The 7,252-nt window shown below is 62.1% G+C and carries 10 protein-coding genes; 1 reads left to right on the forward strand and 9 read right to left on the reverse strand.

Features of this window, described 5'->3' with window-relative positions; translation table 11 throughout:
- From GPA21_RS17985 to rpoE, 3 genes are all read right to left on the reverse strand, one after another.
- A partial coding sequence (locus GPA21_RS17985) for a sigma-E factor regulatory protein RseB domain-containing protein (RefSeq protein WP_281355963.1) occupies positions 1 to 433 on the reverse strand: 433 nt, incomplete at its 3' end.
- Positions 430 to 987, reverse strand: a complete 558-nt coding sequence (locus tag GPA21_RS17990) for a sigma-E factor negative regulatory protein (RefSeq protein WP_168989481.1) — start codon at positions 985 to 987, stop codon at positions 430 to 432. The genes GPA21_RS17985 and GPA21_RS17990, both read right to left, overlap by 4 nt.
- Positions 988 to 995: 8 nt before the next feature.
- Positions 996 to 1,595: an RNA polymerase sigma factor RpoE gene (gene rpoE, locus GPA21_RS17995; RefSeq protein ID WP_168989482.1), complete on the reverse strand. Its 600-nt coding sequence runs from the start codon at positions 1,593 to 1,595 to the stop codon at positions 996 to 998.
- Between the two features lie 206 nt (positions 1,596 to 1,801).
- Between rpoE and nadB the strand changes: the two genes are divergently transcribed.
- Complete coding sequence (nadB, locus tag GPA21_RS18000; RefSeq protein WP_168989483.1) at positions 1,802 to 3,403, forward strand: L-aspartate oxidase; 1,602 nt, start codon at positions 1,802 to 1,804, stop codon at positions 3,401 to 3,403.
- Here nadB and GPA21_RS18005 read toward each other — a convergent pair.
- From GPA21_RS18005 to GPA21_RS18030, 6 genes are all read right to left on the reverse strand, one after another.
- Positions 3,394 to 3,840 (reverse strand): protein YgfX, encoded by a 447-nt coding sequence (locus GPA21_RS18005; protein WP_168989484.1) that lies wholly within the window; start codon positions 3,838 to 3,840, stop codon positions 3,394 to 3,396. The two genes, nadB and GPA21_RS18005, sit on opposite strands and share 10 nt — an antisense overlap.
- A gap of 10 nt (positions 3,841 to 3,850) precedes the next feature.
- Positions 3,851 to 5,086: a beta-ketoacyl-ACP synthase II gene (gene fabF / locus GPA21_RS18010; RefSeq protein WP_168989485.1), complete on the reverse strand. Its 1,236-nt coding sequence runs from the start codon at positions 5,084 to 5,086 to the stop codon at positions 3,851 to 3,853.
- An 18-nt stretch (positions 5,087 to 5,104) separates the two neighbouring features.
- Positions 5,105 to 5,344 (reverse strand): acyl carrier protein, encoded by a 240-nt coding sequence (gene acpP / locus GPA21_RS18015; protein WP_011765359.1) that lies wholly within the window; start codon positions 5,342 to 5,344, stop codon positions 5,105 to 5,107.
- Positions 5,345 to 5,450: 106 nt separating this feature from the next.
- A complete protein-coding gene (fabG, locus tag GPA21_RS18020) occupies positions 5,451 to 6,200 on the reverse strand; it encodes a 3-oxoacyl-ACP reductase FabG (protein WP_168989486.1) in 750 nt (249 codons plus the stop codon).
- The gene (fabD, locus tag GPA21_RS18025) at positions 6,197 to 7,132 is read right to left on the reverse strand and encodes an ACP S-malonyltransferase (RefSeq protein WP_168989487.1); all 936 of its coding nucleotides are present in this window, start codon (positions 7,130 to 7,132) and stop codon (positions 6,197 to 6,199) included. The genes fabG and fabD overlap by 4 nt, the downstream gene beginning before the upstream one ends.
- Before the next feature lie 17 nt (positions 7,133 to 7,149).
- Positions 7,150 to 7,252 (reverse strand): 3-oxoacyl-[acyl-carrier-protein] synthase III C-terminal domain-containing protein (locus GPA21_RS18030; RefSeq protein ID WP_281355964.1); only part of this gene is annotated, 103 nt, incomplete at its 5' end.

Consider the following 7,252-nt stretch of genomic DNA (forward strand, 5'->3'; position numbering starts at 1 on the left):
CTACGAGCTGGGCATCCAGACCGGCAACCCGGCTGACGTCACCAAGGGAAATTCGATAGCTCTCGGCCAAAGACGCGTACGACTCGGGCAGACGCGAGGGAAACGCCCGCTGCCCGCCGGATCGGTCGATGATCACCGTCTTTTGGTCTGGCAGCACGCAGCGCACTTCACGGTTATTACGAATGACCTCGCGCGGACTACCGTCCAGCACCTCCAGGCGCTCGTGTTCGCCGCTGGCATCGGTAACATGAGTAATGCGTGAGGTTTCGAAACCGCCGCCCGATTGGTAAATAAAGGTCCCGGTATAGTTGAGCCGCTGCCCCGCACTGGCGATCCGGCCTAGCCAACTCAACGGATCATCGGTGCCCTGCGTGAATCCGGGTACAGGGGAAACCAGAATCAGTCCGGCGGCCAGCGCCGCGAACCACCTCATCGACGCACGTCCCCCAGATCGGCGGAAACGGTGCGCACGTATTGCACCGCTCCAGGAATCGGGCCACCGCCATTCATCGCCTGATGCACGAATACATACTTGCGATGCGGGTCGCTTTGCTGAGAAACCGCCATGACCGGGGATGGCAGCGCGACCTGCTCGACGAACTGCACCGCGGGCTCGAGGCTCGCGGTAACCGGGAGCGCGTCCTCGCCTCCGAGCATCGACATCGCCACCCAGCCGACCGCTGCCACGCCCATGACCGAGGCCGCCACCGCAAACACGGACTGCAAGGGCCCGCCGGCGCTCGCGTCCTGCGCATCCACCGGGCTAGCTTTGGGTGCTAGCACAGTGGGCTCGGCGCGAATTTCCGCCATGACGCGCGAAGTAAAATCGACGCTGCCTTCGCGCTCACCGCGCAGGACATCGCCGATCAGGCAGTAGGTGCTCCATCGCGCCCGCTGCTCGGGGTCACGACGCATCGCGTCAAGCGTCCGGGAGGACGCGTCTTCATCGAGATCGTTGTCGAGCAGTGCCGAAAGTTCGTCTTTCATGAGTACACCTACCAGCGTTTGTCGGGTGCCGTATCCAGCAACGGCCGCAGTCGTTCAGAAATCGCTTCCCTGGCCCGGAAAATCCGCGAACGCACTGTCCCGATCGGACAGTCCATGATGTTCGCGATCTCCTCGTAGCTCAGCCCCTCGAGTTCTCGGAGCATGATCGCGGTCCGAAGTTCCTCAGGCAGCGCTGCCATCGCTTCTTCCACGGTCTCCCCGATCTGCCGGGTCATCAGAAGACGCTCCGGCGTGTTGATATCACGCAGCAGCTCGCCTTCTTCAAATGTTTCTGCCTCGGTCGAGTCGAAGCCGGTGGACGTCGGTGCCCGGCGACCCTGCGAAACAAGATAGTTCTTGGCGGTATTGACTCCGATACGATAAAGCCACGTATAAAAGGCGCTATCGCCGCGAAAGGAACCCAAGGCCCTGTAGGCCTTCACGAAAGTCTCTTGCGCAACGTCCTCGACTTCGGCCGGATCGCGAATCAGGCGCGACAACAAGCGATGGAGCTTGCGCTGGTACTTGCTGACGAGCAAGCCGAACGCCTCCTTGTCGCCACGCTGCACGCGCTCGACGAGCAACTGATCAGTCTCGCGATCACTCATGATCGGGTCGGCTCTCCAAGTGAAAAATACAAAGCTTTTGGAGTATACCGACGCTGCATGCCTCCGGCAAAAGCGATTACAGATAAAAGACAGAAGGACCAGCGAATAGTTCAGACGCCAGCAGGGTCTTGGATGGCCTCGCCCACTGCCCCGCGCTGCACGTGCTATGCTCCGCGGCACGGCAAAAAACAGTGATCACAACAGCCTTGAATACCCGATACGACGTCATCATTCTGGGGAGCGGCGCAGCCGGACAGTCTCTGGCCTTGCGCCTCGCGGACCAGCTGCGGGTCGCATTGGTAACCAAGCGGTCCCTGGGGGATAGCTCGAGCAACTGGGCTCAGGGCGGGATTGCGGCGGTCCTCGACGCCACCGATAGCATAGAAGCGCACATCGCCGACACCTTCGACGCAGGCGCAGGCCTGTGCGATCCGCTCGCGACCCGCTTCGTCGTCGAGAATGGCCGTCGCGCAATCGAATGGCTCATCGAGCGTGGCGTTCCCTTCACCCGTGAAGACGCCTCCGCCATTGGCTATCACCTGACGCGCGAGGGCGGACACTCGCACCGCCGCATCATTCATGCAGCCGACGCCACTGGTGCGGCGGTTCAATCCACACTCAGCGAGCAGGTTCTCTCACATCCGAACATTACCGTTCTCGACGATCACATTGCGATCGATCTGATACGGGGCGAGCGCATCGGGCGACCCGACCTCGGCTGCGTGGGGTGCTACGTACTCGACCTCCATGCTGGCGAGGTGCTGACTCTCTCGGCGCGCGCGACCGTGATTGCGACCGGTGGCGCCGGCAAGGTCTACCTGTTCACGACCAATCCGGATGTCGTGACCGGAGACGGCATCGCCATGGCCTGGCGTGCCGGCTGCCGTGTGGCGAACATGGAGTTCATTCAGTTCCACCCGACCTGCCTTTATCACCCGCAGGCCAAGTCCTTCCTGATCAGCGAGGCGGTCCGCGGCGAAGGGGGTGTCCTGCGCCTGCCGGACGGTACTCGTTTCATGCCGGAGTACGACGCCCGTGAGGAACTGGCCCCGCGTGACATCGTGGCCCGAGCGATTGACTTCGAGATGAAAAAGCGCGGCCTTGACTGTGTCTTTCTCGACATCAGCCACAAGCCGGCTGACTGGTTGCGCGGTCATTTTCCGACGATTTACGCACGCTGTCTCGAACTCGGCATCGACATCACCAAGCAGCCGATCCCGGTCGTACCGGCGGCACACTATACCTGCGGCGGTATCGTCACCGACTTGTCGGCACGCACCGACGTAGCCGGTCTCTACTGCGTCGGCGAAGCCGCGTGCACCGGTCTGCACGGCGCCAACCGGCTCGCGAGCAACTCCTTGCTCGAATGCCTGGTATTCGGCGAATCGGCTGCACGCGACATACTCGCCCTACCGGAGGCGACGATACCCGAACTACCCGCGTGGGACGAAAGCCGGGTAACCGACGCCGACGAAGAGGTGGTGATTTCACACAACTGGGCGGAGCTGCGTCGCTTCATGTGGGACTACGTCGGCATCGTCAGAACCACCAAGCGCCTGCAGCGGGCCAAGCACCGCATCAATCTTCTGAAGCGCGAAATCCACGACTTCTACTCGAACTTTCGAGTCAGCAACGATCTTATCGAGTTGCGCAACCTGGTGGTTACCGCCGAACTGATCGTGCGCTGTGCCCTCAAGCGCAAGGAAAGCCGCGGTCTGCACGCATCGAAGGACTACCCCGAGACGCTCACACAGGCCCGCGACTCGATCCTCGTGCCGCCCAACTCCCCGCGCCGTCGTCAGCGCTGAAACGGCTCAACTTGGAGTGTCTCTCCCACAATGGCGACGTGGCGCAGCCACACGCGCATCTGGCGCCACACTCCGGGGTCGAACTCATCGCGCGTCAGCATTCGCGCGCTGCGACGACCGTTGACCGCGTCGCGCCAATTCAGCCAGATCGCCCAACCAAGATCAGTCGAACTGCCCTCGAGGCGCAGCAGGCGCTCGCCGCCACTCTCGCTCAATGACAGTTCGCCGTTCGCAGCAAGAACCCATACGCTCGACTCGTTACGCCGCAGCCGCACAAGCGCCAGCGTGACCGACCCGAGCAAAGCGCAGAGTGCCGCAGCGAGAAGCCAACCCTGCAGCACGGTCGCAAAAGAAATCGCCGCAGCCAGATGGACTGCGGCGATCATGATCTGCTGAATCTTCGAGCGGCGCGGCGAGACAGTCAGGGAAACGCTCACGCCAGGCGGATCAGATACGACGGAAAGCCAGGGTGCCGTTGGTCCCGCCGAAGCCGAAATTGTTCTTCAGCGCGACATCGATTTTCATGTCACGAGCGACATTCGCGCAGTAGTCCAGATCGCATTCCGGATCCTGCTCGAAAATGTTGATCGTCGGCGGAGAGATCTGGTGATGGACTGCGAGCACGGTGAACACCGACTCGAGGCCACCGGCCCCGCCGAGCAGGTGTCCGGTCATCGACTTGGTCGAATTGACCACCAGCTTGCGCGCCACGTCGTTGCCGAAGGCGAGCTTGACCGCATCGGTTTCGTTCTTGTCGCCGAGCGGCGTGGACGTGCCGTGCGCGTTCAGGTACTGAACCTGATCCGGATTCACGCCAGCATTCTTCATGGCATTCACCATGCTGCGACGCGGCCCATCGGTATCGGGTGCAGTCATATGGTACGCGTCACCGCTCATCCCGAAGCCGGCGAGTTCGGCGTAGATCTTCGCGCCGCGTTTGACCGCGTGCTCATACTCCTCGAGCACCATCACGCCAGCGCCCTCACCAAGCACGAAACCGTCACGGTCCTTGTCCCACGGGCGGCTTGCGGTCTGCGGATCGTCATTGCGTGTGGACAAGGCCTTTGCCGACCCGAACCCGCCGATCGCCAGCGGTGTGACCGAGGATTCGGCGCCACCGCAGATCATCACGTCGGCATCGCCGTACTCGATGGTCCGAGCACTCAAGCCGATTGCGTGGAGCCCGGTGGTGCAGGCAGTGACGACCGCAAGGTTCGGCCCCTTCATCCCATACATGATCGACAGGTTGCCCGAGATCATGTTGATGATGGTGCCAGGGATGAAGAACGGTGAGACCTTGCGGTGACCGGCACGGAGAAAATCATCGTGCGTGGCCTCGATCATCGGCAAACCGCCGATGCCCGAACCGATGTTCACACCAATGCGCTCGGCATTCTCGTCGGTGACTTCCAGGCCTGAATCCTTGATCGCCTGAACGCCAGCGGCGAGCCCGTAGTGGATGAAGACATCCATCCGACGGGCCTCCTTCGGCGACAGGTAGTCACCGACTTCAAAGCCTTTGACTTCGCCCGCGATCCGCACGGGAAACGCGGATGCATCGAAGCGGGTGATTTCTCCGATACCGGAACGGCCATTGACGATGTTGTCCCAGGCTTCCGAAATGGTGTTCCCGACCGGGGAAATCGCTCCCAGACCGGTAATGACGACTCTGCGACGGGTCAATGTTCGCTCCGGATGGAATTACTTCTTCAAGTGCGCGTTGACGTAGTCAATCGCCTGCTGAACGGTGGTGATTTTCTCGGCTTCTTCGTCGGGAATCTCGCACTCGAACTCTTCCTCGAGCGCCATGACGAGTTCGACGGTATCGAGCGAGTCGGCACCGAGGTCATCGACGAACGAAGACTCGTTCTTGATCTCCGATTCGTTCACGCCAAGCTGTTCAGCAACGATCTTCTTGACGCGCTGTTCGATGTTCTCCATTGAGAGACTCCTTCCCTGATATATAGAGATGTGTAAAAAGCCGGCGTATTCTACCAAAAACAACGCCGTTCGCTATTGCCGTGACGCACTGTGCATCGACGACGAATCAACTCATGTACATGCCGCCATTCACGTGCAAGGTCGTGCCGGTGACATAGGCTGCCGATGGCGAGGCGAGGAAGCCAACCGCGGCGGCCACCTCCTCAGGTTTTCCGAGCCTGCCAGCGGCAATCTGTCCCAGCAAGGCCTCGCGGGCGGCTGCGGGCAGCGCATTGGTCATGTCGGTCTCTATGAAGCCCGGCGCAACGCAGTTCACGGTGATGTTACGGCTGCCCAACTCGCGCGCGAGTGCGCGGGTCATACCGGCAACGCCGGCCTTGGCTGCAGCATAGTTGGCCTGACCGGGATTGCCGGAACTAGCCACCACCGAGGTGATATTGATGATGCGACCGTTCCTCGCCTTCATCATGCCACGCATGACGAGGCGCGACATGCGGAAGACCGCCTTGAGGTTGGTCTGGATCACATCCTCCCACTCCTCGTCCTTCATGCGCATCGCCAGGTTGTCCCGCGTGATACCGGCATTATTGACCAGAATCGCGACTGGTCCGAAGCGCTTCTCGACCTCGGCTACAAGGGCCTCGCACGAAGCGGCATCAGTGACGTTCAGCACCATGCCGCAGCCGCTCACGCCCGCTTCGGCGAATCCGGCACCGATCGCCTCGGCCCCACCTTCGGATGTTGCTGTACCGACAACGGTCGCACCCATGCGCGCCAGCTCGAGTGCCACCGCACGGCCGATGCCCCGGGATGCGCCGGTAACCAGCGCGACCTTACCTTCCAGATTTCCGCTCATACTCCCCCCACTGCCACGATGGCCTCGTCGAGACCGGCTGCATCGTTGATGGCACCGCCCGCCAGATCCTTGGCGATGCGCTTGTTCATCCCCGCAAGCACCTTGCCCGGACCGCACTCGTAGAGCTGATCGACACCACGCGCCGCGATCGCCTGCACGGTCTCGATCCAGCGAACCGGCGAGTAGGCCTGGCGCACAAGGGCGTCTCGAATCGCTTCGGGACTGTCGCACACGGCCACATCCACATTGTTCAGTACCGCGATTTCGGGGCGTGCAATCTCGATCTGCGCGAGACGCTCGGCCAGTCGCTCCGCCGCGGGGCGCATCAGCGCGCAATGGAAAGGAGCACTGACCGGCAGCATCATTGCACGCTTTGCGCCACGGGGCTTGGCCAGCTCGATCGCGCGCTCTACCGCAGCCCGGCCACCGGCGATGACGATTTGTCCGGGCGCATTCAGATTGGCAGCCTCGACCACTTCGCCTTGTGCGGCTTGGGCGCAAACCTCGCGCACCACGTCGGCTTCGAGCCCGAGCAGCGCCGCCATGGCGCCCTCACCCGCGGGAACCGCCTCCTGCATTGCCTGGGCACGGAAGCGCACCAGGGGCACCGCGTCGGCAAAACGCAACGCACCGGCGGCAACCAGAGCGGAATACTCTCCAAGGCTGTGACCGGCGACCACTGCAGGTGCGCCAACGCCAGCGTCGCGCAGGGCACGATACACCGCCACGCCAGCAGTCAACATCAGCGGCTGGGTATTCACGGTCAGCGCCAGGCGCTCGGCCGGCCCCTCGCTCACCATCTCCCACAGATCCTCACCGAGCGCGGCGGAAGCCTCGTCGAAGGTAGACCGGATCACTGCGTTGTCACCATAGGCCGCCATCATGCCAACCGACTGCGAGCCCTGTCCGGGAAATACGAGTGCGAAACCCATCTTCAATCCTCGTGTGATCAATACTTCAACAACACTGCGCCCCAGGTGAAGCCGCCGCCGACCCCCTCGAGCATCACATGCTGTCCGCGTTGTATCCGGCCATCGCGCACAGCCAGATCG

It is taken from the genome of Azoarcus taiwanensis (assembly GCF_012910885.1).
Classification (GTDB): Bacteria; Pseudomonadota; Gammaproteobacteria; order Burkholderiales; family Rhodocyclaceae; genus Azoarcus_F; species Azoarcus_F taiwanensis.